The organism is Streptomyces sp. NPDC092369 (assembly GCF_044755245.1).
In the GTDB taxonomy this organism is placed as follows: domain Bacteria; phylum Actinomycetota; class Actinomycetes; order Streptomycetales; family Streptomycetaceae; genus Streptomyces.
The window spans coordinates 798931-822537 of record NZ_JBIVQP010000002.1 but is presented as its reverse complement, the minus strand read 5'-3'; the positions used below and the strand labels follow the sequence as shown (position 1 = coordinate 822537).

Sequence of the window (23607 nt, the reverse complement as noted above, 5' to 3'; positions counted from 1 at the left end):
CCGACTCAGCTCCTTCTCAGGCTGATCGCCTGCGTGATCGCCACCGAGGCCGCCAGGACCCCCGCGGAGATAGCGAGCAGGACCGCGGTGGAGCCGAGGAGATCCGCGGAGTCGGAGGCGCTCTGCAGATCGGCGAGCAATACGTACACCGGGGAGATCCCCCTGGCCAGCAGCGCCGCCAACAGCAGGATCAGGGCCAGCAGCAGCGCGTGGCCCTGGCGGCGGAAGAGCAGCCGGGAGCAGAGCACCCCGATCGCGATACCCGTGCAGGCGCAGGTGAGTTGGGCCTCGGTCCCCAGGACCGCGTCCGCGAAGGTGAAGGTGTGCGAGCCGAACGCCAGCGGCAGCAGGAGGCCGGCCACCGTCAGCGGCAGGCACCACAGGGCGGCCGTACCGACCGAACCGAGCAGCACCCGCAGATGGCTGCCCGTGGTGACGACGACGACCGAGCGGTGCGTGCCGTCCTCCAGCCCGATCAGCGCCATGGTGAGCCAGACGGAGCAGACCAGCATGGCGCCGGCCGCCGAGCCGTAGGTCGCGGCGAGCGGCCCCGAGTCGCTGCTGGTCAGCACCGCGAGGAGGCCGACGAACAGCAGGAGCGGCGCGAGATAGCGCTGCGAGAGCAGCATCACCGTGAACAGGTAGCGCACCAGGGCGATCACCGGACGGCCCTCCGCGTGTCCCAGAGGGAGGCGTGACCGGTGCCCGGCCTGGTGAGACTCTCCACCGACCAACCCTGTCGCAGCGCCGTCAGGAGCACGGCGTCCGAGTGCTCCCGCCCGACGCGCAGGACGATCACGCCGTCCCGGCTCGCGGCCTCCGTCACGCCGGGCAGGGCGGACCAGTTCACCTCGCGGGGCCGGACGCCGGTGACCGGCGCGGTCAGCGTCAGTTCGACCTCCGCGTCCCGCCCGGCCGATCGCTGTCCGCCACGCGGACTCACCCGTCCGTCGTCGATGGCGTGGACGCCGGTCGCACGGGTCTCGGTGATCGCCTCGCGGTGGTCGGTGAAGACCACCGCCCCGCCACCGGCGGCGACTTCCGCGATGAACTCGGCCAGCACCCCGTGCGCCGACGCGTCCAGGCCCGACCACGGCTCGTCGAGAACCAGCAGCTCGGGCTCGACGAGCAGCGCCTGGGCGAGCGCCACCTTCTGGGCGTTGCCCTTGGACAGGGTGCGCAGCGACGCGTCCCCGCCACCCACCAGGGCCAGCCGGTCCAGGAGGTGACCCGCCCGGGTCCGGGCCGCCGCGCCGGACAGGCCTCGGATGCGTCCCATGTGGGTGAGGTAGGAGAGCGCGGAGATCCGCTCGTGGGCGGTGAAGCGGTCCGGTACCCAGCCGATGTGCCGCGGTCTGCCCGCCACTTGCCCTGACGTGGGCCGGGACAGTCCCACGAGGATCCTCAACAGGGTCGACTTGCCCGAGCCGTTGGCACCCACCACCGCGAGGACGTCACCGCCCGAGACCTCCAGGTCCACGTCCTGGAGAACCCAACTGCCCCTGCCGTAGCGCTTGCTGACGGACTCGCAACGTAACAAGTCGGCTCCTCGGTGCGATCTGCGCCTCCACGCTAGGACACCCGCCCCGGCACCTGCCCCGGTACTCACCCCGCCACCCGCCCCGCCGCCTCCCGCAGCACTCCCACGAACGCCTCGACCGCCGCCGCGGGTGTCCGCCCCCGTGCCGTCGCCGCGTACACCGCCCGCGCCGGCGCCCCCTCGTCGAGCACCCGCAGCAGCGCGATGTCCGGGCGTACGGACCCGGCGGCGAGCGCCGGGACCAGGGCGACGCCGAGGCCGGCGGCGACGTAGCCCTGTTTGGCGGTCCACTCGGCGACCACGTGCGCCACGCGGGGGCGGAAGTCCTGGCGCAGGGCCGCGTGCAGGAGGGTGCCCTCGGGGCGGGGACTGCCGGAGATCCAGTCGGCGTCGGCGAGGCGGCCGAGGCGGATGGGGGAGGTGGAGCCCGCCAGCGGATGGCCGGCGGGGACGGCGACGTACAGGGACTCGTCGAGGAGATGGTGCAGTTCGTACGACTCCAGCGGGGCGCCGGCCGTCGTCGAGACGATCGCCAGGTCGAGGTGGCCGGTGGTGAGCCGGTCCAGGAGCCTGGGGGTGAGTCCCTCCTCGCGCGAGACGTGGATGCCGGGGTGCCGGGCGCGGAACGCGGCCAGGGCGTGCGGCACCAGCTCCGCGTCCGCGGTCGGGAACGCCCCGAACCGCAGCCGCCCGCCCGCCACTTCGCGCAGGTCGGTCAACTCGCGGGCCACGCCGTACAGGATCTCCACGACGGACTCCGCGTACGGCACGAGGAGCCGGCCGGCCTCCGTGAGCCGCACTCCGCGCGGCAGGCGGTCGAAGAGCGGTGCGCCGCCCAACGCACCCTCCAGCGCGGAGATTTGGCGGGACACGGCCGACTGGGTCCACCCGAGCGCCCGCGCGGCCACCGTGAACGAACCGTGCCGGGCGACCTCCAGGAACACGCGCAGCCAGATCGTCGAGACGTCCGGGGCGGCCGGTGTCGTCCGCGAACTCGCGTGATGCTGATTCGGCATGTCAGCCATGCTAGACATTCGCTTGTCGCATCACATGGCCGCGCCTAGCGTCGGCGGCATGCGTATCACCCTGGACAGTCCGCCCACCGCGCCCCAGCCCGCGAGCCCCTACTACTCCCAGGTCGCCCGGGTCGAACACCCCGACGGCAGCGCCCTGTTGTTCGTCTCGGGCCAGATCGCCGAGGGCGACACCATGGCCGAGCAGACGCGCGGGATCTTCAAGGCGCTGGAGGCTCTGCTGAGGGCCCACGGGGCGACCCTGGACCACGTCATCAACATCCGCTCGTACCTCACCGACATCGACAAGCTGCCCGAATACGGCGCCGTACGGCGGGAGTTCCTGACCGGGACGCCGCCGACGAGCATGACCTTCGAGGCCTCGCGGCTGTTCCGCCCGGAGGCGCAGATCGAGATCGAGGTCGTGGCGGCGGTGCCCGCGCCGCACTGACCACCGTCCGGCCGGCTCAGGCCGCCCCGCCCCCTTCCCCGCCCCTTTCCTCGCCCAGCAGCGCGAGAAAGTCCCGGAAGGCTCCGGGCATGTCCACCGACTCCGGATCGAGCAGCCACTGGTACTGGAGCCCGTCCATCACCGCGACCAGCAGCGGGGCGACCCGCTCGGGCGTGAGGCCGTTCGGGAGGCGGTCGCCGTACTCGGCGCGCAGCACGTCCGCCATGTTCGCCCGCACCCGTGTGTACCGCTCGGTGAAGTACTCCCGCGCCGGATGCCCCTCGGTCACGCTCTCGCCGAGCAGCGCCGAGAAGGTCTGGATGATCGCCGGGCGCATGGCGTTGTACTCGACCAGGGCGGCGAGCAGATCCACCCGCCACCCGGTCTCCGGCACCGCGTCCCACCGGTCCCGCTCCCTCAGGACGGCCACCAGCAGCGCCTCCTTCGTCGGGAAGTGGTGCAGCAGCCCCTGCTGGGTCAGCCCGACCCGCTCGGCCACCGCCGCGAGGCTCGCCCCCCGGTAGCCGCGCTCGGCGATCACCTCAAGGGCGGCCCGGACGATCTCCGCCCGCCGCTCCTCGCTCCTGGCCCTCATGCCGTCACGGTACGGCACGCGGCGCGCGAAAAATAACTGGGAGGTAACGAAACCTACCGCTCTACAGGTAATCGAGGCAGGATGAGAGGGCCCGTAGGCACTCAATGAGGAGGCACTCCCATGGGGGGAACGGAATCGGTCGTCGAGGTCGCGCTCGGCAAGCTGGACCTGGACGCCAAGGCCCGTCTGCTGGCCGGCCAGGACACCTGGTCCCTGCCCGCGCTGCCGGAGATCGGCCTGCGGTCCCTGGTCATGTCCGACGGACCGATCGGCGTCCGGGGTGTGCGCTGGAGCGCCGACGACCCGTCCGTCGCCCTGCCCTCCCCGACCGCCCTCGCGGCCACCTGGGACCCGGAGTTGGCCCGCCGGGCCGGCACGCTGCTCGCCCAGGAGGCCCGTCGCAAGGGCGTCCACGTGCTCCTCGCGCCCACGGTCAACCTGCACCGGTCCCCGCTCGGCGGGCGGCACTTCGAGGCGTACAGCGAGGACCCGTACCTGACGGGACGGATCGGCGCCCAGTACGTCGAGGGCGTACAGGCGGGCGGTGTCGGCACCACCGTCAAGCACTTCGTCGCCAACGACGCCGAGACCGACCGTTTCACCGTCGACAACCTCGTCTCCCCACGCGCCCTGCGCGAGCTGTACTTGGCCCCCTTCGAGCACATCGTCGAGAACGCCCACCCCTGGGGCATCATGACCGCCTACAACACGGTCAACGGCACGACGATGACCGAGCACCGGTATCTGGTGAACGAAGTCCTGCGCGGCGAATGGGGCTTCGACGGCTACAACGTCTCCGACTGGAGCGCCGCCCGCGACACGGTCGCGGCCGTCGAGGGCGGTCTGGACGTCGCGATGCCGGGCCCGCGGACCGTGTACGGCGAGGCCCTCGCCAAGGCCGTCAGGGACGGCGAGGTCGAGGAGGCCACCGTCGACGAGGCCGTCCGCCGGGTCCTGCGGCTCGCCGCCCGCGTCGGCATCCTGGAGGGCGCCGAGCCCGCCGTCACCGAACTGCCCGACCCCGTCGACGGCGAGGAGCTGGCCCGCGAGATCGCCCGCCGCTCCTTCGTCCTCGTCCGCAACGAGCAGGGCGCCCTGCCGTTGCGGGCCAACCGCACGGTCGCCCTCATCGGCGCCGCCGCCCGCGACGCCCGTGTCCTCGGCGGCGGCTCCGCCACCGTCTTCCCCTCCCACATCGTCTCCCCGCTCGACGGCCTCACCGCCGCCCTCCCCGACGGCACCCTCACCTACGCCGTCGGCGCCGACCCCGCCACCGAACTCGCCGTCGCCGACAAGGGGTTCGAGCTGACCACGATCTGCCGGGACGCGGCGGGCGAGGTCATCGGCACGCGATCCGTGCCCAACGGCCACATCCAGTGGATGGGTTCGGACCTCCCGGTCGGCGTCACCCACGAGAACCTGCACACGGTGGAGCTGACCGGCACCTTCACCCCGCGCGACAGCGGCCCGCACACCTTCGGCATCAAGGGCATGGGCCCCTTCACCCTCACCGTCGCCGGCACCACGTACTACGAGGACGTCCAGCGCCCCGCCGACGACAGCGACCCCTTCGAGGCCATCTTCGGCGCCCCGGTGCCCCGCGCCCAGGCCGAACTCGTCGCCGGCGAACCGGTCGAGGTCTCCCTCACCCACGTCTTCTCGCTCCCCGAGGGCGTCCCCTTCAAGGTCGTCGCCTTCGCCCTCGCCCACCAGGAACCGCAGCGCGACGAGGACGAACTGATCGCCGAGGCCGTCGAGTCGGCCCGCGCCGCCGACACCGCGGTCGTCGTGGTCGCCACCACCGAACGCGTCGAGTCGGAGGGCTTCGACCGCAAGGACCTGCAACTCCCGGGTCGGCAGGACGATTTGGTCCGCGCCGTCGCCGCCGTCAATCCGAACACCGTCGTGGTCGTCAACTCCGGCTCCCCGGTCGAGCTGCCCTGGCGCGACGACGTGTCCGCCGTCCTGCTCAGCTGGTTCCCCGGCCAGGAAGGCGGCGCGGCCCTCGCGGACGTCCTCACCGGCACGCACGAGCCGGGCGGCCGGCTGCCCACCACCTGGGGCGCCCTGGCCGACGCCCCGGTCACCCAGGTGACCCCGGTCGACGGCGAACTCCCGTACACCGAGGGCGTCTTCATCGGCTACCGCGCCTGGGAGAAGGAGGGTCGCGCCCCCTCGTACCCCTTCGGCCACGGCCTCGGCTACACCGACTGGACGTACGAGTCGGTCGACGTGGACGGCACGACCGCCACGATCCGCGTCCGCAACTCCGGCACGCGCCCCGGCCGCGAGGTCGTCCAGCTCTACCTGGCTCCCGCCGAACCCAGTGCCGACCGCCCCGGCCGCTGGCTGGCCGGATTCGCGAGCGTCGGGGCCGGTCCGGGCGAGACCACCGAGGCCGTCATCGAACTCCCGCGCCGCACCTTCGAGATCTGGGACGAGACGGCCAACGGGTGGTCGTTTGTGAAGGGTTCGTACGAGATCCAGGTCGGTCGCTCGATCACCGACCGCAGGATCACCGCGACGATTAACGTCTGAGGCGGGACGAGCCTCCCCACGAACTGCCCCGGTCCGGGACCTGACCCCTGGACCGGGGCGAAGTGGTTCCAGGGGCCCTCGGCGGACCAAGCGGTTCGCTCAAGGGCCCTCAACGGCCCTCAGCGGGCGCCGAACCCGTACACCGTCTCCGACCGGTACACCTCGCCCGGTCGCAGCACCGTGCTCGGGAAGTCGGGCCGGTTGGGGGAGTCGGGGAAGTGCTGGGTCTCCAGGGCGACGGCGTCGCCGGGGGAGAAGGGCTCGGGCAGGTGCTCCGCGGTGTACAGCTGGAGACCCGGTTCGGTGGTCGAGACGGTCAGCACGCGCCCGGACGCCGGGTCGTGCAGCTCGGCGACCTCGCGGGGAGCGGGCGTCACCCCGCCGTCGAGCACGAAGTTGTGGTCGTAGCCCGCCCCGACCTTCCGCGTCTCCCGGAAGTCGAACCGCGTGCCCGCGACCCCTGCCGGCACGCCGGTCGGGATCAGATCGGCGTCGACGGGGGTGTAGTGGGAGGCGGCGAGCCGCAGTTCGTGCCCGCCCGCGTTCCCGCCGCCGGCCAGGTTCCAGTACGAGTGGTTCGTCAGGTTCACCACGGTCGGCGCGTCCGTCACCGCCTCGTAGGCGATGCGCAGCGCGCCCGAGTCGTCGAGCGTGTAGGTCGCCGAGACCTCGACCCGGCCCGGAAACCCTTCCTCGCCATGCGGACTGACCCGGCTCAGCCGTACCCCGTGCCCCTCCTCGGGAGCCACCGGTGTCACCTCCCACACGCGCTTGTCGAAGCCACGCTCGCCGCCGTGCAGGGAGTTGGGCGGGGTGTTCTGCGCGAGCGCGTACGTCACGCCGTCCAGCGGGAAGCGGCCGCCGGCGATCCGGTTGGCGTAGCGGCCGACCAGGGCGCCGAGATACGGCTCGGGATGGGTGAGGTAGCCGTCCAGGTCGGCGAACCCGAGCACCACGTTCTGGGTCCGCCCCTCCCGGTCCGGGACCTCGACCGACTGCACGATCCCGCCGTAGGAGAGGATCCGCACCCGGACGCCGGACCGCTCCAGGGTCCAGCGGTGCACCGGGGTGCCGTCGGAAAGTGTGCCGAACTGTTCGCTCATGAGCGAGACCCTAAATCACGCCCCTTTGGCGACGACGGCACGGTAGGCCATCTCCGCCAGTCGCGCCTGGCCGTTCACACTCGGGTGGAACCAGTCCCAGTGGCTCAACTGGTCGGTGCCGAATCGGTAGTCGTAGACCGCGCCGCCGTCGAATCGGCACCGCTCGTCCTTGGCGCAGACCTCCTTGAGGACCTTGTTGTAGTCCTCGACCCGCTGCTGCACGGTGTCCCGGCGCAGGGTCGCCGCCGAGTCCAGCGCGTCCGCGTCGGCCAGCATCGAGGGGCAGATGCCGAGCTTCCACACCTGCTTGCCCAGCGCGTTGGTGCGCCCCTGGGACCACAGCCGCTTCAGGTTCGGCACGCTCGCCACGTACACCTGCGTCTTCGGCAGTCGCGTGCGCAGTGAGCTCAGGGCGTCCTCGAAGTCGGTGCGGAAGTCGGCCACCGAGGTCATCGCCGAGGTCGAGGAGCGGCAGGCGTCGTTCGCGCCCACCATCACCGTCATCAACTGCGGCTTCTTCACGGCCGCCTGCGCGATCTGCCCCGACAGGTCGGCCATCCGGGCGCCGGTGACCGCGTAGTTCCAACTGTGCTCGGCCGCCTTCGCCCGCCCCAGCAGCCGTACGGCGAGACTGTCCACCTGCTCACTGTCGCCCGTGGCCCACGACACCTCCGGGCAGTCCGACAGCACCGAACAGGCGTCGAAGCCGCGCGTGATGGAGTCGCCCACGGCGGCGACGGAGCCCGGACTCACGTCCCAGGCCGGTGGGGACGGCTTCGCCTGCTTCGCCTTCGTGCCGTCCGGCGCCGGGGAGTTGCCACCGGCCGCGTCACAGCCCGCGACCCCCAGGACGGTCGCCGTCACGGCCGCCAGCACGGTCCGGGAGCGGTGGCTGGGCTTCCGCATCGGCGATGATCCCCTCACTCGGCGCACACCGGCGGACATCCACCGGTCTCCGTCCATAACAACGCGCGAGAGTTCCCGAACCACCCGGCGTGCAACGGTTCACGCCGTACAGGCGTCCTGCCGGGTGAATGGCAGGTGTTTGTGGGCATCAGGACGGACGGTACGTCACACTCCTTGCGCCGCCGCACGGTAGCCTCGCCATCAACGTGGCCCGCCCGCCACAACCGCCCGCCAGTCAGCAAGATGTCCCGCTCAGCCCGGAGGTCCCGGTGACGACACGTGGAGTTCTGTACGTGCACTCCGCGCCGCGCGCGCTGTGCCCACACGTCGAATGGGCCGTAGCCGGCGTGCTCGGCACCCGCGTCAATCTCGACTGGATCCGGCAACCGGCCGCGCCCGGCACCTGGCGCTCGGAGTTCTCCTGGCAGGGCCAGCCCGGCACCGCGTCCAAACTCGCCTCCGCGCTGCGCGGCTGGCACCTGCTGCGCTTCGAGGTCACCGCCGAGCCGTGCGCCACAGCCGAGGGCGAGCGCTACAGCTGCACCCCCGAACTCGGCATCTTCCACGCCGTCACCGGCATCCACGGCGACATCCTCATCCCGGAGGACCGCCTGCGCGCGGCCCTGATCCGCTCCCAACAGGGCGAGACGGACCTGGAAGCGGAGATCGCCAAGCTGCTCGGCAAGCCGTGGGACGACGAGTTGGAGCCGTTCAGGTATGCCGGTGAGGGCGCGCCGGTGCGCTGGTTGCATCAGGTCGTGTGAGCCGACCAGGGGCGCGGGGAACTGCGCGACCAGCCCCCACCGGCCGTTGGACGAAAGACGGCGTGTGGCCCGCCCCCAACCCGGGGAGCGGGCCACACGCCGTTCACAGCGAAGCTCAGACCGTACGGAACGCCAGCACCACGTTGTGCCCGCCGAACCCGAACGAGTCGTTCAGCGCGGCGATACGGCCCTCGACCGGCAGCTTGCGGGCCTCGCCGCGGACGACGTCCGCGTTGGCCTCCGCCTCCGGGTCGAGGTTGTCGACGTTGATGGTCGGCGGGGCGAGCCGGTTGTACAGCGCGAGGACGGTCGCGACCGTCTCGACACCGCCGGCGCCGCCGAGCAGGTGACCGGTCATCGACTTGGTCGCGGAGACCGCCATGTGGTCCGCGTCGTCGCCGAACACCTTGCGCAGCGCCTTCAGTTCCGCCACGTCACCGGCTGGCGTCGAGGTCGCGTGCGCGTTCACGTGCACGATCTCCGCCGGGTCCAGGTCGGTGTTGTCGAGCAGGTTCTGCAGGGCGTGCGAGATGCCGCGCCCCTCCGGCTCGGGCTGCACGATGTCGTGGCCGTCGGCGGAGATGCCCTGCCCGACCGCCTCGGCGTACACCCGGGCGCCGCGCTTGGCGGCGTGCTCGGCGGACTCAAGGACGATCACGCCGGCGCCCTCGCCGAGGACGAAGCCGTCCCGGCCGGTGTCGTAGGGACGCGAGGCGCCCTGCGGGTCGTCGTTGTTCTTGGACATCGCCATCATGTTGCCGAACGCGGCGATGGGCAGGGGGTGGATGGCCGCCTCCGTGCCACCCGCAACGACGACGTCGGCGCGGCCGGTGCGGATCATCTCGATGGCGTAGCCGATGGCCTCGGCGCCCGAGGCGCAGGCGGAGACCGGCGTGTGCACGCCCGCGCGGGCGCCCACGAGCAGCCCCACGTTGGCGGACGGGCCGTTCGGCATCAGCATGGGAACGGTGTGCGGGGAGACGCGGCGGACGCCCTTCTCCTTCAGCACGTCGTACTGGTCGAGCAGGGTCGTCACACCGCCGATCCCGGAGGCGATGACGGTGCCCAGGCGGTCGGGGTCGACCGCGGCATCGTCACCTGCCTTGTCGGTGAAACCGGCGTCGGCCCACGCCTCCTTGGCCGCGATCAGCGCGAACTGCGCCGAGCGGTCCAGACGGCGGGCCTGCGGACGCGGGATGACCTCGGAAGGGTCCACGGCGGCCGGCGCGGCGATACGGACCGCCTGCTCGGCGGCCCACTCCTGCTCCAGGGGCTTGACGCCGGAACGTCCGGCGACCAGTCCCTCCCAGGTCGAGGCTGCGTCGCCACCCAGCGGTGTGGTTGCGCCGATACCGGTGACGACCACGGTGCGATTGGTCGGGCTCACGGGAATTCTTTCTCCAACGATTACGAGGATTCAGCGGCGCCACCGCCGGGTGGCGGGGCCATGCAGTCAGGCCTGAGCGGTGGCTCAGCCCTGGTGCTTGAGGATGTAGTCGGTCGCGTCGCCGACCGTCTTGAGGTTCTTGACGTCCTCGTCGGGGATCTTGACGTCGAAGCGCTCTTCGGCGGCGACGACGACCTCGACCATGGACAGCGAGTCGACGTCCAGGTCGTCGGTGAAGGACTTGTCCAGCTGGACGTCCTCAACCGGGATGCCGGCGATCTCGTTCACGATGTCGGCGAGACCGGCGACGATCTCTTCCTGAGTGGCGGCCATGTCAGGCGCTCCTTCTTTGTGATCCAGAGGGTTTGGCGGTGGTGCCGTACCGGATCGTTGGTGATGATCCGGCACGCAGTGCCTAGGGGAGGGTAACGACCGTCGCGGCGTACACGAGACCCGCCCCGAAGCCGATGACGAGCGCGGTGTCGCCGCTCTTCGCCTCACCGGTCGCCAGAAGCCGCTCCATCGCGAGCGGAATCGAGGCGGCCGAGGTGTTGCCGGTGGTGCGTACGTCACGCGCGACCGTGACGTGCTCCGGCAGTTTCAGTGTCTTCACCATCGAGTCGATGATCCGCTCGTTGGCCTGGTGGGGAATGAAGACGTCCAGGTCGTTCGCGGTGATTCCGGCCGCGTCCAGCGCCTGCTGGGCGACCTTCGCCATCTCGAACACGGCCCAGCGGAACACCGCCTGGCCCTCCTGCGTGATCGCAGGGAACTTGCCCGTGCTGTCGTACTCGGTCCACGGCACGGTCTGCTTGATGGTGTCCGACTTGTCACCCTCGGAGCCCCACACGGTCGGACCGATGTGCGGTTCCGTGGCGGGGCCGACCACGACCGCGCCCGCGCCGTCGCCGAACAGGAAGGCCGTCGCGCGGTCCTCCAGGTCGGTCAGGTCGGACAGCCGCTCCACGCCGATGACGAGGACGTACTCCGCGCTGCCCTCGACGACCATGCCCTTGGCGAGGGTCAGGCCGTAGCCGAAGCCGGCGCAGCCCGCCGAGATGTCGAACGCGGCGGCCTTGTTCGTGCCGAGCTTGTCGGCGATCTCGGTTGCCACGGCCGGCGTCTGCTTGAAGTGCGAGACGGTCGAGACGATCACGCCGCCGATCTGCTCGGCGGAGATGCCCGCGTCCGCGATCGCCTTGCCGGACGCCTCGATGGACATCGCGGCGACCGTCTCCTCGGCGTTCGCCCAGTGCCGGGTCTCGATGCCCGAGCGCGACCGGATCCACTCGTCGGAGGAGTCGATCGTCTCGAGGATCACCTCGTTCGGCACGACCCGGGTCGGGCGGTAGCCGCCGACGCCCAGGATGCGCGCGTACGGGGCGCCCTTGCTGGGCTTGATCTTCGACATGCTCTCGGGCTCCTTGTCAGGCACCCGCCGCGTCAGCGGCAGATGTGAGCGTCTCGGCGATGAGCTCGCGAGCCGCGTCGAGGTCGTCGGGGGTCTTGAGGGCCAGCGTCTTCACGCCGGGCAGCGCGCGCTTGGCGAGGCCGGTCAGGGTGCCGCCGGGGCACACCTCGATCAGGGCCGTGACGCCGAGCTCCTTGAAGGTCTCCATGCACAGGTCCCAGCGGACCGGGTTGGCGACCTGGCCGACCAGCCGCTGCAGGATCTCCGCGCCGGTGGCGACCGTACGCCCGTCCTTGTTGGAGACGTACGGGAGCTTCGGGTCGCCCGGCGCGAGGTCGGCCGCGGCCTTGGCCAGCGCGTCGACGGCCGGGGCCATGTGGTGGGTGTGGAAGGCGCCGGCGACCTTGAGCGGGACGACCTTGCGGACGCCCTCGGGCTTGTCCTCGGCGAGCGCGGCGAGCTGCTCCAGCGTGCCGGCCGCGACGATCTGGCCCGCGCCGTTCACGTTCGCCGGGGTCAGGCCCAGCTTCTCCAGGTGCGCGACGGAGACCTCGGGGTCGCCGCCGAGCAGCGCCGACATGCCGGTCTCGGTGATCGCGGCGGCGTCGGCCATGGCCAGACCCCGCTTGCGGACGAGGGTGAGGGCGGCGGAGTCGTCCAGGACGCCCGCGAAGGCGGCCGCGGTGATCTCGCCGACGGAGTGGCCCGCGACCGCGCCCGGGGTGACGTCGCCGAGGGCGGTGGCGGACAGGAGCCCGGCGGCGACCAGCAGCGGCTGGGCGACGGCGGTGTCACGGATCGCGTCCGCGTCGGCCTGTGTGCCGTAGTGGGCGAGGTCCAGGCCGATGGCGTCCGACCACGCGGCGACGCGGTCGGCGGCACCGGGGAGGTCGAGCCAGGGAGTCAGGAAGCCGGGCGTCTGAGCGCCCTGGCCGGGAGCGACGAGTACGAGCACTCTCACACTCTCTCTTGTGGACGGCCACGACCGCCCGTGGGGACAGGGACGAAGAACACGAGGCGCTTTTGTGGAGCCCCGACAAAAGGCTAGGTCTGGGGATCTCCATCGGCCAGACGCCCCAGGATCAGCGCGATGCGCAACGTGAACGCCGACCGTACATCCGACGGCGACCAGCCGGTGACGTCAGTCACACGTCGAAGCCGGTAGCGCACGGTGTTCGGGTGCACGAAGAGCATCCGGGCGGCGCCTTCGAGACTGCTCGCCTGTTCGAGATAGACCGAGAGGGTTTCCAGGAGGGCCGACCCGGCCTCCTCCAGCGGTCTGTAGATCTCCTCCACCAACTGCTCGCGCGCGCCGGGATCACCGGCCATCGCGCGCTCCGGCAGCAGATCGTCCGCGAGGACCGGCCGCGGGGCGTCCTGCCAGGCCGAACACGCCTTGAGCCCGGCGGCCGCGGCCTGCGCGGACCGGGTTCCGGCGAGCAGGTCGGGCACGACGGGTCCGGCCACCACGGGACCGGCGGCGAAAGGCCCGATCAGCGACTTGGCGACGGCGATCGGGTTGTCGCTGCCGCCGGCGATCACCACGAGCCGGTCGCCGAGCACGCCGGTGAGCACCTGGAGCTTGGCGTGGCGGGCGGCCCGCCGGATGGCCTCGACCGTCAGCTCGGAGTCCCCGTCGGGCGCGGTCCCCAGGACCACGCAGACATGTTCGGGCGCGTTCCACCCGAGGGCGGCGGCCCGGCTGACGGCGCCCTCGTCGGCCTCCCCGCTGAGCACCGCGTTGACCACGAGGGACTCCAGGCGCGCGTCCCAGGCACCGCGTGCCTCGGCGGCCTGGGCGTACACCTGGGCGGTGGCGAAGGCGATCTCGCGGGCGTACACCAGCAGCGCCTCGCGCAGCACGTTCTCGTCGCCGGGGGCCGCGACCTCGTCGATCGCGGACTCCATGACCTCGATGGTGGTCCGCACCATCTCGACCGTCTGCCGCAGCGTGATCGCCCGGGTCAGCTCACGCGGCGCGGTGCCGAACACGTCCGTCGAGATCGCCTGCGGGGCGTCGGGCCGCCGGAACCACTCGGTGAACGCGGCGATACCCGCCTGGGCGACCAGCCCGATCCAGGAACGGTTCTCCGGGGGCATCGCCCGGTACCACGGCAGCGTCTCGTCCATCCGCGCGATGGCCTGCGCGGCGAGACTTCCGGACGACTTCTCGAGGCGCCTCAGGGTCGCGGAGTGCGAATGGACGGGCACCGGGGCGCCGGGCTTGCTGGCTTCGGGTTCGGGCACGGGGACAAGACTGCCTTATCGGGACGGGGGCGTGGGAAGTCGGGGCTACCGTGGGGGCGTGATGGATGTGCGGCGCGCTGCTGAGCGCTATCCAGGTGGGGAGCCGGCGGCCGGCATCGAGTCCTGGCACGCCTTCTCCTTCGGGCCGCACTACGAGCCCGACAACCTTCGGTTCGGGGCGGTGATCGCCTGCAACGAGGAGCGGCTCGCTCCGGGTGCCGGGTTCGACGAGCACCCGCACAGCCACACCGAGATCGTGACGTGGGTGGCCGACGGGGAGCTGACCCATCGGGACTCGGCGGGCCACGAGACCGTCGTCAGGGCCGGGGACGTGCAGCGGCTCAGTTCCGGGGCGGGGGTACGGCATGTCGAGCGCAATGCCGGGCCGGTGCCTCTTGTCTTCGTCCAGATGTGGCTCGCCCCGCTGGAGCCCGGTGGCGAACCCGCCTACGAGATCGTCCACGGCATCGCCGACTCCACGCCGTACGCCGTCCCGGAGGCGGGCGCGATGCTGCATGTGCGGCGGTTGAGGGCGGGGGAGCGGACGGCGGTGCCGGACGGGGCCTTTGTCTACGTGCATGTCGTGCGCGGTGAAGTCGGGCTGGACGGCGAGGAGTTGGGGGCCGGTGACGCGGCCCGCATCACCGACGCCAAGGGGGTCGAGGCGGTGGGGGTGACGCCCGTGGAGCTGCTGGTGTGGGAGATGGCGGGCCAGGGCCGGAACTAGGGCCCGGACTAAGGGAGTTCGGCGAGCACCGCATCCGTGAACGCCGGCCACGCCTCGACCGCCCACGGTCCGAACGCCCGGTCCGTCAGGGCCACGCAGGCCGCGCCCGCGTCCGGGTCGAGCCACAGGAACGTACCCGACTGGCCGAAGTGGCCGAAGGTGCGCGGCGAGGACGAACCGCCCGTCCAGTGCGGGGACTTGGAGTCGCGGATCTCGAAGCCGAGGCCCCAGTCGTTGGGGTTCTGGTGGCCGTAGCCCGGTAGGACGCCCTTGGTGCCCGGGTACTGGACCGTCATCGCCTCGGCGACCGTGCGCGGGTCGAGCAGACGCGGGGCCTGGACCTCGGCGGCGAACCGGAGCAGGTCCTGGACCGTCGAGACACCGTCCTTGGCGGGAGAGCCGTCGAGGGAGGTGGCGTTCATGCCCAGCGGTTCGAGGACCGCCTGGTGCAGATAGTCGGCGAAGGGGATCTCCGTCGCCGTGGCGATGTGCTCGCCGAGCTGCTCGAAACCGGCGTTGGAGTACAGCCGCCGCTCACCGGGCGGCGCCGTCACGCGGTGTTCGTCGAAGGCCAGGCCCGAGGTGTGCGCGAGCAGGTGCCGCACCGTCGCCCCGGGCGGCCCGGCCGGTTCGTCGAGGTCGATCGCCCCCTCCTCGTACGCGACGAGGGCGGCGTACGCCGCGAGCGGCTTGGTGACCGAGGCCAGCGGGAAACGGTGGTCCGCCGGGCCGTGCGTGCCCAGGAGCGTGCCGTCCACGCGCACGGCGCCGGCCGCGGCGGTGGGAACCGCCCAGTTCTCGATCAGCGCGAGGCTCTTCAGCGACATGCCGTCGAGCCTATGCGCTCACAGGTGCAGCTCCAGCAAGGGGTCCGGCTTGGGCCGGAAGCCGAGGGAGACGTACAGCGGCTCGGCCTGCGGCGACGCGGTCAGGTGGACCCGGGCGGCACCCCGCTCGCGGAACCAGGACAGCAGCTCCTCCATGCACGCGCGCGCGTACCCGCGCCGCCGCGCGTCCGGATCGGTCGCCACGCTGAAGACGTAGCCGACCACCCCGCGCGGATCGCCGGACTTCCCGATCCGGTAGTCGACGGTCCCCACGACCAGCGCGGCCAGCCCCTCGGGCCGCTCGGGATGGTCCACGACGAACGCGGCGAAGTCCCCGTCCCGCTCGCCCAGCTTCTCCCGCAGGGTCGGCAGCGATTCGGCATGCCATTGCGTGGACCCGTCCGACCCCGGCAGGGCGTCGATCATCACCTGGCGCAGACGCAGCACTTCCGGCGCGTCCTCCGGCACCGCACGACGTACGAGACTCATGCCCGTACGCTAGCGACCGCCCGGCAACCCCGTCCTGCCGATTTATTACCTGTTCCGCTTGCTTGGAGTGCACTCCAAGGCCATAGCGTTGAGCGCATGACGGTGATGGAGACCACCCCCACCAGGACCGACCTCTGCGGCGCCCCGCCCCACCCGCACCGGCGCCCCGAGGGCGAGGACAGCTACACGATCAGCGAGGTCGTCGCGTTCACCGGCCTGACCGCGCACACCCTGCGCTGGTACGAGCGCATCGGGCTCATGCCGCACGTCGACCGCTCCCACACCGGCCAGCGCCGCTACACCAACCGCGACCTCGACTGGCTCGACCTCGTCGGCAAGCTGCGGCTCACCGGCATGCCGGTCGCCGACATGGTCCGGTACGCCGAACTCGTGCGCGAGGGCGACCACACCTTCGGCGACCGTTTCGAGCTCCTCGAAGCGACCCGCCGGGACGTCGTGGCCCGGATCGCCGAGCTCCAGGACACGCTCGCGGTGCTCGACCGGAAGATCAGTTTCTACGCGGACGCCGACGGCGCCCGCGCCTACGAGGCGGAGAAAGTGCGATGACGAACGGCAGGATCCCGACCGTACGACTCGGCGCCACCGGTCCGGAGGTCGGCGTCCAGGGCCTGGGCTGCATGGGCATGAGCTTCGCCTACGGCCCCTCGGACGCGCAGGAGTCCCGCGCCACCCTGGAGCGCGCCCTCGAACTGGGGATCACGCTGTACGACACGGCGGACGCGTACGGCCAGGGCGAGAACGAGCGCTTCCTGTCCCCCTTCTTCAAGGCCAACCGCGACCAGGTCGTCATCGCGACCAAGTTCGCCCTGTCGATCCCGCCGGGCGAGCCCACGCGCCGGGTCATCCGCAACGACCCGCCGTACATCCGCCAGGCCGTCGAGGCGAGCCTCAAGCGCCTGGACGTCGACGAGATCGACCTCTATTACATGCACCGGCGCGATGTGAACGTACCGATCGAGGAGTCCGTCGGCGCCATGGCCGAACTGGTCCGCCAGGGCAAGGTCAAGCACCTGGGCCTGAGCGAGGTCACGGCGGCGGAACTCCGCGCGGCCCACGCGATCCACCCGATCGCGGCCGTGCAGTCCGAGTGGTCCCTGTTCAGCCGGGACATCGAGCCCAACGTGGTCCCGGCCGCGCGCGAACTGGGCGTGGCCCTCGTCCCCTACTCCCCGCTCGGACGGGGCTTCCTCACCGGCTCCTTCACCAACGCCGACAAGGAACTCACCTCCGACGACTTCCGCCGCCAGCAGCCCCGCTACACGGGCGAGAACGCGGCGGCCAACGCGGCCCTCCTGGACCCCATCCGCACCGTCGCCGCGGCCCACGAAGCCTCCCTCGGCCAGATCGCCCTGGCCTGGGCCCAGCAACAGGCAACGGTCCACAACCTGCCGGTCGTCCCGATCCCGGGCACGCGCAAGCCGAGCAGGGTGGAGGAGAACGCGGGCGCGACGGCCATCGTCCTGACGGACGAGGAACTGGCGGCCCTGGAGCCGATCGCGTCGAAGGTGGCGGGAGACCGCTACGCGGACATGCGGTTCTCTTCAGCGGGCCGCGAGTGAATGCCGGGTAGGGGCGCGGGGAACTGCGCGACCAGCCCCCACGAACCCGCACCCGACGAAGCACCTCACAACTCAGCCAGCAACTCCGCCTTCTTCACGGAGAACTCCTCGTCCGTGACGAGCCCTGCTTGATGCAGCTCTCCCAGGTGACGGATCCTCTCGGCGATGTCGGCCGGATCGCGCCTCGGCGCACCGGCCGACACCGCCGCCACCGGCCCCCGATCCCGAACCGCCGCCAACACCGCCGCAGCGAACGGCAACGACTCGTGCACGGGCCCGTACCCCAGCCCGAACACCACGGCCGCCGGATCCTGATCCGCCTGCGCCGGCTGCGCGCCCACATCCCGTCGCAGCAACCGCAGATGCCCTTCGAACACCTCGGGCGAGCGCCACTCGACACCACTCAGCTCCGTCACCGGGAAACTCTGGTCCCCGGCCTTCCACTTCGCCGACGACGCCCCGGTCCAGAACCACCGGAAGTGCACGGTCTTCCCGTCGAAGGACGCCTTCGCGTCGTACGCCTTGAACGCCCGGGGCGCTTCGGGAGCCTCCACCAGGAACCGCTCCGCGGGCTCACCGTCCCCGCTCAGCCGCGCCCGCAACTCGTCCGCGTAGTACTCGGCGAGCGTCTCGCGCTCGGCGGACAGCACCAGCCGGTAGGGATCACACGCTTCCTTCAGCTGCCCCGCCGCCGCCTCCATCAGTGGATCCGCCCCGACCCGCGGAGCGATCCGCAGGACCACGGTGCCGCGCTTGCCGGGAGTCAGCGTCACCCCGGCGATCGCGTCGAGCGGGACACGCCGTTCCCCCAGCGCCTGAAACAGCTTGGGTGTCCGAATTCCGCGCTCGTAGCGGATGAGCACGGAGTCGGACTCGAACTCCCAGGCAGCGTGAAATCCGGCCAGTACGTCACCCATGCGGCTCATCGTATGCGCGGAGCGCTTCTTCGTCGCCATCTCGCGCAGACCGCAGTTCCTGCGCCTCTACGCGCGTCCGGTCGGCGCCGCGCCGGACAAACCGGCGTGGCAGGCGTCGTTGTCACGCGCGCACCGCACAGAGCCGTACGCGCCGACGCCGATCTCGGCGAAGTTGAGCAGGCTCTCGGTGTCCGGCTCGAAATAGCCGCCGTGGCCCTTCGCGCCCTGTGCCGACAGCACCCGCGCCCCGAAGGCCGAGGAGACCGGGTCGGCGCCGTGGCCGAGCCCGCCGAGCTCCAGATAGGGCACGTCCTGGATCCAGTCGGTGGCGTCCCGCATCGACCACACCTGTGCGGAGGTGTGCAGATGGGAGGCCTTCTCGGTGCGCATGCCGGGGCTGCCGGCCACCGCTATGTCGGCCACCCGGCGCGGCAGCGTGTGCGCGGCGACCCCGCACACCACGGAGCCGTAGCTGTGGCAGAACAGTGAGATCGGCGCCTTGCCGGGCAGGGCGCGGACCAGGGCGTTCAGCCGGACCGCGCCGTCCTTGGCGCGCATCGCGGTCGCCGAGTCGATGCCGAGTCCGGCGGGCGCGGTGTAGTCGGCCCAGGCGATCACGGCCGTACGCGTCGAGGGGTCGGCCGCCTGCTCCGCGTTGTAGAGCGACTTGGCCATGCCGACCGGTGCCGAGTACGGCTTGTTGGTCTTCTGGAAGGTGAGCAGGTCGGTGTCGACGCCGGGGACGACGACCGAGACGCGCTCGGCGTGCTGGAGGTTGCCGAAGACCTCGGCGATCCGGCCGGCACCCTCGGGGTCGAAGGCGAGGATGTGCCGGCCCGGGTGCATGAGCGCCTCGTAGCGGTGCATCCGGCGGCCGGCCTCGTGCTGCCCGGAGGGCGAGAGCCGGCTGTCGTGCATGCGCTTGGCCTCCACCCTGCGCTGCTTGGCGAGCGCGAGGCGGTTGGCGCGGTAGCGCAGGGCGACGGGGGCGCCGTTCATGTTGCCGACCGCGAGGGGGTAGCGGCGCGCCAGGTCGGTGCGCTGCTGCACGGTGAGCGAGGCGAAGAACCGGGAGAGCGCGGCGGGGGCCGCGTCCGGGTCCGGCAGCCGGTGTCCGTGCAGGTGGCCGTGCTCCCAGGAGGAGCGCGAGGCCTGGAGCGGGGTCCTGTCGTGGTGGCTGCGCAGGGCCGTCCAGCCCGTGGTCGCCAGCATCACGAAAACGACGGCCAGCGCGAGCAGTGCGCGCCAGACGTTCAGTTGCGGGGAGGTGTCGAAGGAAGTCACTGGGAGGACACACTAGGAGAACGGGACGGTCTCGCGTGAGCCGAGTGACCGAGATCACGTTTCGATAACCGTGGCGTTGACCTCAAAGGTTCCGAAGGTTCCTCAGTGTGTTCGCCAGCTGTCCGTGAGTGCGGGTCCCACCTGTTCGAGGTAGGTGTTCGTCAGCTCGCGCATCGCCGCCAGACCGAGGTCCTCGCGCCGGGTCCACTGCCGCTCCACCACCCGCATCACCCCGCCGAAGACGGCGACGGCCAGCCGCGGTCGCGGATCGGCGTCCACGTCCAGGCCTTCGCGCTCGGCGAGCACGCGCGCGATGGTCTCCTCGGTCTCCTCGCTGTGCCGCAGATGCGCCGCCAGCAGCACCGGCGTCGACTCGATCACCCGGTACATGCGCAGGAAGCTCTCCAGCGGGACGACCGACTCGACGATCTCGTTGAGGGCGTCCCAGTTCCCGAGCACCGCCCGGCGCAGCGCTTCCAGCGGCGCCTCGTGGGCGGGCCGCTCGCGCACCGCCTCGATGAAGCGGTCGGTGACCAGGTCGTGCAGCGCGAGGGCGGCCTCGTCCTTGCCGGCGAAGTAGCGGAAGAAGGTGCGCTGGGAGACGTCGACGGCGGCCGCGATGTCGTCGACGGTGGTCCGCTCGTAACCGCGGGAGGTGAACAACTCGACGGCGGCGCGCAGCAGCTCGTCCCGGGTGCGCTGTTTCTTGCGTTCGCGCAGTGTTTCCATATGCGTCAGTTACCGACTTGTGAATTGGTTTGTCAATTGTCAGCGGCTGTCATTAGCCTCGCGGTATGACTAGTCAGACCACCATCGAGACGGCGGGGTCGGGGGACAAGGCACCAACGGTCCCGTCGGACAAGGCGCCGGGCGCCGGGCTGCGCGGCCACCCCTGGTTCACCCTCATCACGGTCGCCGTCGGGGTCATGATGGTGGCCCTGGACGGCACCATCGTGGCCATCGCCAACCCGGCCATCCAGAAGGACCTGGGCGCGAGCTTCGCCGACGTCCAGTGGATCACCAACGGCTACTTCCTGGCCCTCGCGGTCTCCCTGATCACCGCCGGCAAGCTCGGCGACCGCTTCGGGCACCGCCAGACCTTCCTGATCGGCGTCACCGGCTTCGCCGCCGCGTCCGGCGCCATCGGCCTGTCCAGCAGCATCGCCGCGGTCGTCACCTTCCGCGTGCTGCAGGGTCTGTTCGGCGCGCTGCTGATGCCGGCCGCGCTCGGCCTGCTGCGCGCCACCTTCCCGGCCGAGAAGCTGAACATGGCGATCGGCATCTGGGGCATGGTCATCGGCGCCTCCACCGCGGGCGGCCCGATCCTCGGCGGTGTCCTGGTCGAGCACGTCAACTGGCAGTCGGTGTTCTTCATCAACGTGCCCGTCGGCATCATCGCCCTGATCCTGGGCCTGGTGATCCTGCTGGACCACCGCGCCGAGAACGCGCCGCGCTCCTTCGACCTCCTGGGCATCGGCCTGCTGTCCGGCGCGATGTTCTGCCTGGTCTGGGCCCTCATCAAGGCCCCGGCGTGGGGCTGGGGCGACGGCAAGACCTGGGCGTTCCTGGCCGCGGCGGTCCTCGGCTTCGCGCTCTTCGCCTTCTGGGAGACGAAGGTCAAGGAGCCGCTGATCCCGCTGGGCCTGTTCCGCTCGGTCGCGCTGTCCGCGGGTGTGGTGCTGATGGTCCTGATGGCCATCGCCTTCATGGGCGGCCTGTTCTTCGTGACGTTCTACCTGCAGAACGTGCACGGGATGAGCCCCATCGACGCGGGCCTGCACCTCCTTCCCCTCACCGGCATGATGATCGTCGGCTCCCCGCTCGCGGGCGCCCTGATCACCAAGCTCGGCCCGCGCATCCCGCTGGCCGGCGGCATGGCATCCGTCGCGATCGCCATGTACGGCATGTCGACGCTGGAGACGGACACCGGCAGCGCCGTGATGTCCATCTGGTTCGCCCTGCTCGGCCTCGGCCTCGCGCCGGTCATGGTCGGCGCCACCGAGGTCATCGTCGGCAACGCGCCGATGGAGCTCTCCGGTGTCGCCGGCGGTCTCCAGCAGGCCGCGATGCAGATCGGCGGCAGCCTCGGCACCGCGGTCCTCGGCGGTGTGATGGCGTCCAAGGTGGACAGCGACCTGGCGGCCAACTGGAAGGGCGCCGGGCTCCCCGAGCTCACCCCGAGCCAGCTTGACCAGGCCTCCGAGGCCGTCCAGGTAGGCGTGGCACCCGTCGCCAAGGGCACGCCCGAGGCGATCGCCGCGAAGATCGCCGACGTCGCGCACGACACCTTCATCTCCGGCATGAGCCTCGCCTCCCTCGTCGCGTGCGGGGTGGCGGTCGTGGCGGTCTTCGTCGCCTTCCTCACCAAACGCGGTGCGAACGCGGAGGCGGGCGCGGGCGTGGGCCACATCTGACGGGACGGGGTCCGGCGGACGGTCTGTCGGGCTTCCCCGCCGGGTTCCACGAGTCCCTGACGGGTTTTCAACGGACTTCGCCTATCAGGGTGAAGACGCTAAAGATTCCTTCTGTTCGGCACGCGCCGCAGGTCACAGTGGGTCAAGCCCTCCGCAGGGGGTGACTCGGGACCGCGGCGCGCTGCCGGAGGGGGACAGCGCGCCGCAGGCCCGGGGCGATGAGCGGCCGGATCGGGGGTACCCGCACTTCTGAGCCCCGAACGGACTCCGGGGCCGAGGGAGTTGATGATGGCGGGCTTCGGCAGCAAAACGCGCAAGTACCCCCGCTCGCGTGGCCGCATGAGGTCACGGACCGGGCCGGACCGCGCGACGCTGGGAATCGTCGGAGTCGTCTGCGCGATCGCGGGATTCTTCGTACTGGGCCTGATCCTCGGCCCGGTCGCGGTCGTCTGCGGTTGGTTCGCCATGGGCCGCACCTGGTCCTGGTCCAGGACCCGTCCGGTCCCGGCCCTGGTGGCCGTGGTCCTGGGCGCGCTCGACACGCTCCTGGCGATCTACTGGCTGTTCCTCTAGACCGGACCCGCCATCAACTCCGGTCATGTCTTGGCCGACGGCTCCCGCAACGGCGCGGACGGCTCGCGCAACGCCGCGACCTCGGCGCGCAGCGCCCGTACCTCCTCGGTGAGCGCCTCGATGGCCTCGGTCTGCCGCCGCTCCTCCACGTCGTCCTTCTCGAACCGCGCGAGGAACCACGTGGCGATGTTCGCGGTCACCACACCGAGCAGCGCGATCCCGGACAGCATCAGCCCGACGGCGACCATCCGCCCGAGCCCGGTGGTCGGCGCGTGGTCCCCGTACCCCACGGTCGTCATCGTCGTGAACGACCACCACAGGGCGTCACCCAACGTCCGGATGTTCCCGTTCGGCGAGTCCCGCTCGACCGACAGCACGGCCAGCGACCCGAACATCAGCAGCCCGACGACGGCGCCCACGACATACGTCGTCAGCTGGATCTGCGAGGCCATCCGCGCCCGCCGCCCCACCAGCATCAGCGTGGACACCATGCGCAGCAGCCGCAACGGCTGGAGCAGCGGCAGCAGTACGGCACACAGGTCCAGCCAGTGCGTCCGGACGAACTGCGTGCGCTGCCGGCTCATCGCCAGCCGCACCAGGTAGTCCCCGGCGAACGCGCCCCACACCACCCACTCGACCGCCGTGCACACCGTCGTCAGCGAATGCCCGGCGGTCTTGTCCACGATCGGCACGGCGTAGGCGATGGCGAACCCCACCGCGAGCGCCAGCAGGGGCCGTTGGGTGCGCTGCTCCCAACGGGCTTGCGCCGATAGTTCCTTCATGCCCGCATCGTAAAGAAACACCAAAGGGTGGTGAGGCCATCGGCCTCACCACCCCTCGG

The 23607-nt window shown here is 71.3% G+C and carries 25 protein-coding genes; 8 read left to right on the top strand and 17 right to left on the bottom strand.

Annotation, left to right across the window (positions count from 1 at the left end; all coding sequences use genetic code 11):
- Positions 1-5 precede the first annotated feature (5 nt).
- The 3 genes from ACIQI8_RS13425 to ACIQI8_RS13415 all read right to left on the bottom strand — a co-directional run bounded on the left by ACIQI8_RS13425 (position 6) and on the right by ACIQI8_RS13415 (position 2565).
- Complete coding sequence (locus tag ACIQI8_RS13425; protein ID WP_402348534.1) at positions 6-662, bottom strand: hypothetical protein; 657 nt, start codon at positions 660-662, stop codon at positions 6-8.
- A complete protein-coding gene (locus tag ACIQI8_RS13420; protein WP_402348531.1) occupies positions 659-1540 on the bottom strand; it encodes an ATP-binding cassette domain-containing protein in 882 nt (293 codons plus the stop codon). The genes ACIQI8_RS13425 and ACIQI8_RS13420 overlap by 4 nt, the downstream gene beginning before the upstream one ends.
- A 65-nt stretch (positions 1541-1605) precedes the next feature.
- Positions 1606-2565, bottom strand: coding sequence for a LysR family transcriptional regulator (locus tag ACIQI8_RS13415; protein ID WP_402348528.1), 960 nt, complete (start codon positions 2563-2565; stop codon positions 1606-1608).
- Positions 2566-2614: 49 nt separating this feature from the next.
- Here ACIQI8_RS13415 and ACIQI8_RS13410 point away from each other — a divergent pair, with 49 nt between their 5' ends.
- Positions 2615-3004: a RidA family protein gene (locus ACIQI8_RS13410; protein WP_402348525.1), complete on the top strand. Its 390-nt coding sequence runs from the start codon at positions 2615-2617 to the stop codon at positions 3002-3004.
- Between the two features lie 16 nt (positions 3005-3020).
- Here ACIQI8_RS13410 and ACIQI8_RS13405 read toward each other — a convergent pair whose 3' ends face one another.
- Positions 3021-3617 (bottom strand): TetR/AcrR family transcriptional regulator, encoded by a 597-nt coding sequence (locus ACIQI8_RS13405; protein WP_402348522.1) that lies wholly within the window; start codon positions 3615-3617, stop codon positions 3021-3023.
- A gap of 102 nt (positions 3618-3719) precedes the next feature.
- On the opposite strand from ACIQI8_RS13405, the gene ACIQI8_RS13400 reads away from it, so the two are divergent.
- Positions 3720-6137, top strand: coding sequence for a beta-glucosidase (locus tag ACIQI8_RS13400; RefSeq protein ID WP_402348520.1), 2418 nt, complete (start codon positions 3720-3722; stop codon positions 6135-6137).
- A 119-nt stretch (positions 6138-6256) separates the two neighbouring features.
- Here ACIQI8_RS13400 and ACIQI8_RS13395 read toward each other — a convergent pair whose 3' ends face one another.
- Positions 6257-7240, bottom strand: coding sequence for an aldose epimerase family protein (locus tag ACIQI8_RS13395; RefSeq protein WP_402348517.1), 984 nt, complete (start codon positions 7238-7240; stop codon positions 6257-6259).
- A gap of 15 nt (positions 7241-7255) precedes the next feature.
- A complete protein-coding gene (locus ACIQI8_RS13390; RefSeq protein ID WP_402348515.1) occupies positions 7256-8146 on the bottom strand; it encodes an SGNH/GDSL hydrolase family protein in 891 nt (296 codons plus the stop codon).
- A 269-nt stretch (positions 8147-8415) separates the two neighbouring features.
- Here ACIQI8_RS13390 and ACIQI8_RS13385 point away from each other — a divergent pair, with 269 nt between their 5' ends.
- Entirely contained in the window at positions 8416-8910 is a 495-nt protein-coding gene (locus ACIQI8_RS13385; protein ID WP_280876407.1) for a DUF3145 domain-containing protein, read from the top strand.
- 115 nt (positions 8911-9025) lie between these two features.
- Here the strand turns inward: ACIQI8_RS13385 and ACIQI8_RS13380 are convergent, their stop codons facing one another.
- From ACIQI8_RS13380 to fasR, 5 genes are all read right to left on the bottom strand, one after another.
- Entirely contained in the window at positions 9026-10297 is a 1272-nt protein-coding gene (locus ACIQI8_RS13380) for a beta-ketoacyl-[acyl-carrier-protein] synthase family protein (RefSeq protein WP_402348512.1), read from the bottom strand.
- An 84-nt stretch (positions 10298-10381) separates the two neighbouring features.
- Positions 10382-10630: an acyl carrier protein gene (locus ACIQI8_RS13375; protein WP_004001566.1), complete on the bottom strand. Its 249-nt coding sequence runs from the start codon at positions 10628-10630 to the stop codon at positions 10382-10384.
- Positions 10631-10712: 82 nt separating this feature from the next.
- The gene (locus tag ACIQI8_RS13370; protein ID WP_402348509.1) at positions 10713-11708 is read right to left on the bottom strand and encodes a ketoacyl-ACP synthase III; all 996 of its coding nucleotides are present in this window, start codon (positions 11706-11708) and stop codon (positions 10713-10715) included.
- Between the two features lie 16 nt (positions 11709-11724).
- Entirely contained in the window at positions 11725-12663 is a 939-nt protein-coding gene (locus tag ACIQI8_RS13365; protein ID WP_402348507.1) for an ACP S-malonyltransferase, read from the bottom strand.
- An 89-nt stretch (positions 12664-12752) separates the two neighbouring features.
- Entirely contained in the window at positions 12753-13955 is a 1203-nt protein-coding gene (fasR, locus tag ACIQI8_RS13360; protein WP_402348504.1) for a fatty acid biosynthesis transcriptional regulator FasR, read from the bottom strand.
- Between the two features lie 61 nt (positions 13956-14016).
- On the opposite strand from fasR, the gene ACIQI8_RS13355 reads away from it, so the two are divergent.
- Positions 14017-14682, top strand: coding sequence for a pirin family protein (locus ACIQI8_RS13355; protein ID WP_402350424.1), 666 nt, complete (start codon positions 14017-14019; stop codon positions 14680-14682).
- Between the two features lie 8 nt (positions 14683-14690).
- Here ACIQI8_RS13355 and ACIQI8_RS13350 read toward each other — a convergent pair whose 3' ends face one another.
- Together ACIQI8_RS13350 and ACIQI8_RS13345 are read right to left on the bottom strand one after the other, a co-directional pair.
- Positions 14691-15509: a serine hydrolase domain-containing protein gene (locus ACIQI8_RS13350; protein ID WP_402348501.1), complete on the bottom strand. Its 819-nt coding sequence runs from the start codon at positions 15507-15509 to the stop codon at positions 14691-14693.
- 18 nt (positions 15510-15527) lie between these two features.
- Positions 15528-15998: a GNAT family N-acetyltransferase gene (locus ACIQI8_RS13345; protein WP_402348498.1), complete on the bottom strand. Its 471-nt coding sequence runs from the start codon at positions 15996-15998 to the stop codon at positions 15528-15530.
- 96 nt (positions 15999-16094) lie between these two features.
- Here ACIQI8_RS13345 and ACIQI8_RS13340 point away from each other — a divergent pair, with 96 nt between their 5' ends.
- Positions 16095-16565, top strand: coding sequence for a MerR family transcriptional regulator (locus ACIQI8_RS13340; RefSeq protein WP_402348495.1), 471 nt, complete (start codon positions 16095-16097; stop codon positions 16563-16565).
- A complete protein-coding gene (locus tag ACIQI8_RS13335; protein ID WP_402348492.1) occupies positions 16562-17578 on the top strand; it encodes an aldo/keto reductase in 1017 nt (338 codons plus the stop codon). Before ACIQI8_RS13340 ends, ACIQI8_RS13335 begins: the two co-directional genes overlap by 4 nt.
- 65 nt (positions 17579-17643) lie before the next feature.
- On the opposite strand, the gene ACIQI8_RS13330 is transcribed toward ACIQI8_RS13335, so the two are convergent.
- From ACIQI8_RS13330 to ACIQI8_RS13320, 3 genes are all read right to left on the bottom strand, one after another.
- A complete protein-coding gene (locus tag ACIQI8_RS13330; RefSeq protein WP_402350421.1) occupies positions 17644-18504 on the bottom strand; it encodes a DUF4429 domain-containing protein in 861 nt (286 codons plus the stop codon).
- Between the two features lie 57 nt (positions 18505-18561).
- Complete coding sequence (locus tag ACIQI8_RS13325; RefSeq protein WP_402348489.1) at positions 18562-19779, bottom strand: alpha/beta hydrolase; 1218 nt, start codon at positions 19777-19779, stop codon at positions 18562-18564.
- 102 nt (positions 19780-19881) lie between these two features.
- The gene (locus ACIQI8_RS13320) at positions 19882-20508 is read right to left on the bottom strand and encodes a TetR family transcriptional regulator (protein ID WP_402348486.1); all 627 of its coding nucleotides are present in this window, start codon (positions 20506-20508) and stop codon (positions 19882-19884) included.
- Positions 20509-20705: 197 nt separating this feature from the next.
- Here ACIQI8_RS13320 and ACIQI8_RS13315 point away from each other — a divergent pair, with 197 nt between their 5' ends.
- Both ACIQI8_RS13315 and ACIQI8_RS13310 read left to right on the top strand, forming a co-directional pair.
- Positions 20706-22193, top strand: coding sequence for an MFS transporter (locus tag ACIQI8_RS13315; RefSeq protein WP_402350418.1), 1488 nt, complete (start codon positions 20706-20708; stop codon positions 22191-22193).
- Positions 22194-22478: 285 nt separating this feature from the next.
- On the top strand, positions 22479-22766 hold the full coding sequence (locus ACIQI8_RS13310; protein WP_402348483.1) for a small hydrophobic protein: 288 nt from the start codon (positions 22479-22481) through the stop codon (positions 22764-22766).
- A 23-nt stretch (positions 22767-22789) separates the two neighbouring features.
- Here the strand turns inward: ACIQI8_RS13310 and ACIQI8_RS13305 are convergent, their stop codons facing one another.
- Complete coding sequence (locus tag ACIQI8_RS13305; protein WP_402348480.1) at positions 22790-23548, bottom strand: potassium channel family protein; 759 nt, start codon at positions 23546-23548, stop codon at positions 22790-22792.
- Between the last annotated feature and the right edge of the window lie 59 nt (positions 23549-23607).

Coding starts and splice junctions, on each gene's coding strand:
- ACIQI8_RS13415 (WP_402348528.1), bottom strand. CDS start 2,565: ATGGCTGACATGCCGAATCAGCATCACGCGAGTTCGCGGACGACACCG.
- ACIQI8_RS13410 (WP_402348525.1), top strand. CDS start 2,615: ATGCGTATCACCCTGGACAGTCCGCCCACCGCGCCCCAGCCCGCGAGC.
- ACIQI8_RS13400 (WP_402348520.1), top strand. CDS start 3,720: ATGGGGGGAACGGAATCGGTCGTCGAGGTCGCGCTCGGCAAGCTGGAC.
- ACIQI8_RS13395 (WP_402348517.1), bottom strand. CDS start 7,240: ATGAGCGAACAGTTCGGCACACTTTCCGACGGCACCCCGGTGCACCGC.
- ACIQI8_RS13390 (WP_402348515.1), bottom strand. CDS start 8,146: ATGCGGAAGCCCAGCCACCGCTCCCGGACCGTGCTGGCGGCCGTGACG.
- ACIQI8_RS13375 (WP_004001566.1), bottom strand. CDS start 10,630: ATGGCCGCCACTCAGGAAGAGATCGTCGCCGGTCTCGCCGACATCGTG.
- ACIQI8_RS13370 (WP_402348509.1), bottom strand. CDS start 11,708: ATGTCGAAGATCAAGCCCAGCAAGGGCGCCCCGTACGCGCGCATCCTG.
- ACIQI8_RS13355 (WP_402350424.1), top strand. CDS start 14,017: ATGGATGTGCGGCGCGCTGCTGAGCGCTATCCAGGTGGGGAGCCGGCG.
- ACIQI8_RS13350 (WP_402348501.1), bottom strand. CDS start 15,509: ATGTCGCTGAAGAGCCTCGCGCTGATCGAGAACTGGGCGGTTCCCACC.
- ACIQI8_RS13345 (WP_402348498.1), bottom strand. CDS start 15,998: ATGAGTCTCGTACGTCGTGCGGTGCCGGAGGACGCGCCGGAAGTGCTG.
- ACIQI8_RS13340 (WP_402348495.1), top strand. CDS start 16,095: ATGACGGTGATGGAGACCACCCCCACCAGGACCGACCTCTGCGGCGCC.
- ACIQI8_RS13335 (WP_402348492.1), top strand. CDS start 16,562: ATGACGAACGGCAGGATCCCGACCGTACGACTCGGCGCCACCGGTCCG.
- ACIQI8_RS13330 (WP_402350421.1), bottom strand. CDS start 18,504: ATGAGCCGCATGGGTGACGTACTGGCCGGATTTCACGCTGCCTGGGAG.
- ACIQI8_RS13320 (WP_402348486.1), bottom strand. CDS start 20,508: ATGGAAACACTGCGCGAACGCAAGAAACAGCGCACCCGGGACGAGCTG.
- ACIQI8_RS13315 (WP_402350418.1), top strand. CDS start 20,706: ATGATGGTGGCCCTGGACGGCACCATCGTGGCCATCGCCAACCCGGCC.
- ACIQI8_RS13310 (WP_402348483.1), top strand. CDS start 22,479: ATGATGGCGGGCTTCGGCAGCAAAACGCGCAAGTACCCCCGCTCGCGT.
- ACIQI8_RS13305 (WP_402348480.1), bottom strand. CDS start 23,548: ATGAAGGAACTATCGGCGCAAGCCCGTTGGGAGCAGCGCACCCAACGG.